A 2,540-nucleotide genomic window follows, 5' to 3' on the forward strand; every position below is an offset into this window, starting at 1 on the left:
CTGAAGAGCCAGCAACTAAAGAAGAAGCAACAACAGCTGAAGAGCCAGCAACTAAAGAAGAAGCAACAACAGCTGAAGAGCCACAAGAGATAAATAATAAGAGTAAACAGTTACTAGACATGGATAAAAATAGCACAATCGACGAAAAAATCGACTATGCAAAACAAACTATAAATGAACTGAATATTAATCAAAATGATATTTCTAATATTGAAACTTCAATTAAAAATAATAGTGATTTAAAAAATTTATCTAAAGAAGAATTAAATAACGAAATTTTACGAGCTGCATTAGTAAATGAGTCTAACAATAATGACTATGGTTTACAAACATTATCAGCTATTGAACCTTTAACAACTAATGTTAGAAATAAAAATAATTCATTAAGTCCAGTATCTAAACTTAGAATGTTGGCAACTGCAACATCAGGTCAAAATGTTAATGATAAAATTAATATCAAAAATGCTAGTTTGACACTTAACAAGAAGAATAATCAACATGATGATAATACGGTTTGGCCAACAAGTAATGAGCAATTAAGATTATCTGCTGATTACGAACTGGATAATAGTATTAAAGAAGGAGATACATTCACTATAAAATATGGTGATTACATTAGACCTGGTGCTTTAGAACTTCCAGCTAAAAATACACAACTACGTAGTAAGGAAGGTTCAATTGTAGCAAACGGTATTTATGATGAAAATACAAATACAACTACATACACTTTTACTAATTATGTAGACCAATATCAAAACATTACAGGTAGCTTTAATCTTTTAGCAACACCAAAAAGAGAGACAGTAACTAAAGATAAACAAAGTTATCCTATGGATGTTACCATCGCTAACCAAGAAGTTAGAGAAAACTTTGTAGTAGATTATGGTAATCATAAAGACCATCTTACAAGTGCAGCAGTAGCAAATGTTGATAATGTAAATAATAAACATAATGAAGTTGTTTATTTAAATCAACCTGGGAATAGAATTTATGATGCAAAATATTTCTCAACAGTTCAAAACGGTAATTTTATACCTAATGAAATAAAAGTGTATGAAGTATTAGATGATAATGTTTTAGTTGATAGCTTTAATCCGAATTTAAACGGATCTGCAGTTAAAGATGTAACTAGTGAATTTACACCTAAATATAGCCTTAATAATACTAGAGTAGATATAGATCTTAACCGTAGTAATATGAACAAAGGAAAACGTTATATTATTACTCAAGCGGTTAAACCATCAGGTACTGGCAATGTTACTACAAATTATGAATTAACACGTTATGGTAACCAAGAATCAAGATACCCAACAGGCACTAAAAGTACAACCGTCAGTTATATTAATGGTTCTTCAACAGCACAAGGAGATAACCCAACATACAGTCTTGGAGACTATGTATGGTTAGATAAAAACAAAGATGGTATCCAAAATGATGACGAAAAAGGTATTCCAGGTGTTTACGTCATTCTTAAAGATAGTAATAACAAAGAATTACAACGTGCAACCACAGATGATACAGGACATTATCAGTTTAATAACTTACAAAATGGAACATATAATGTTGAATTTGTTATTCCTAATAATTACACTCCATCGCCATCAAATACAATTGATAATGATACTATTGATTCGGATGGTCAAAAAGATGGAGATAGTAATGTAGTGGTAGCCAAAGGTACCATTAATAATGCTGACAATATGACTGTTGATACAGGTTTTTATGAAACACCTAAATATAGCCTTGGGGACTATGTATGGAAAGACACTAACAAAGACGGTGTTCAAGATTCTGATGAAAAAGGAATTCAAGGTGTAACAGTTACACTAAAAGATAAGAACGGTAACGTATTAAAAACAACAACCACAGATGAAAATGGTAATTATCGTTTTGATAATTTAGATAGTGGTGACTATATAGTACATTTTGAAAAACCAGAAGGTTTAACTCAAACTACTACAAATTCAGGTAGTGATGAAAACAAAGATGCTGATGGTGAAGAAGTACATGTAACTATCACTGATCATGATGACTTTAGCATTGATAATGGATACTTCGATGAAGACAGCGACGCTGACTCAGACGCTGACTCAGATGCAGATGCAGACTCAGATGCAGATGCTGATTCAGATGCAGACGCAGACTCAGATGCAGACGCTGACTCAGATGCAGACGCTGATTCAGATGCAGACGCAGACTCAGATGCAGATGCAGACTCAGATGCAGACGCTGACTCAGATGCAGACGCTGACTCAGATGCAGATGCAGACTCAGATGCAGATGCAGACTCAGATGCAGACGCTGACTCAGATGCAGACGCTGACTCAGATGCAGATGCAGACTCAGATGCAGATGCTGATTCAGATGCAGACGCTGACTCAGATGCAGACGCTGACTCAGATGCAGATGCTGATTCAGATGCAGATGCAGATGCGGATGCTGACTCAGATGCAGATGCTGATTCAGATGCAGATGCAGACTCAGATGCAGATGCTGATTCAGATGCAGACGCAGACTCAGATGCAGACGCTGACTCAGAT

1 protein-coding gene is annotated in these 2,540 nt (G+C 34.7%); it reads left to right on the forward strand.

The window, feature by feature from the left end:
• The coding region (locus tag AC1Q7N_RS10775; RefSeq protein WP_492713198.1) for an SdrD B-like domain-containing protein at positions 1-2,540 on the forward strand (2,540 nt) is incomplete at both ends.

The organism is Staphylococcus sp. GW823-FHT05F06, assembly GCF_058795495.1.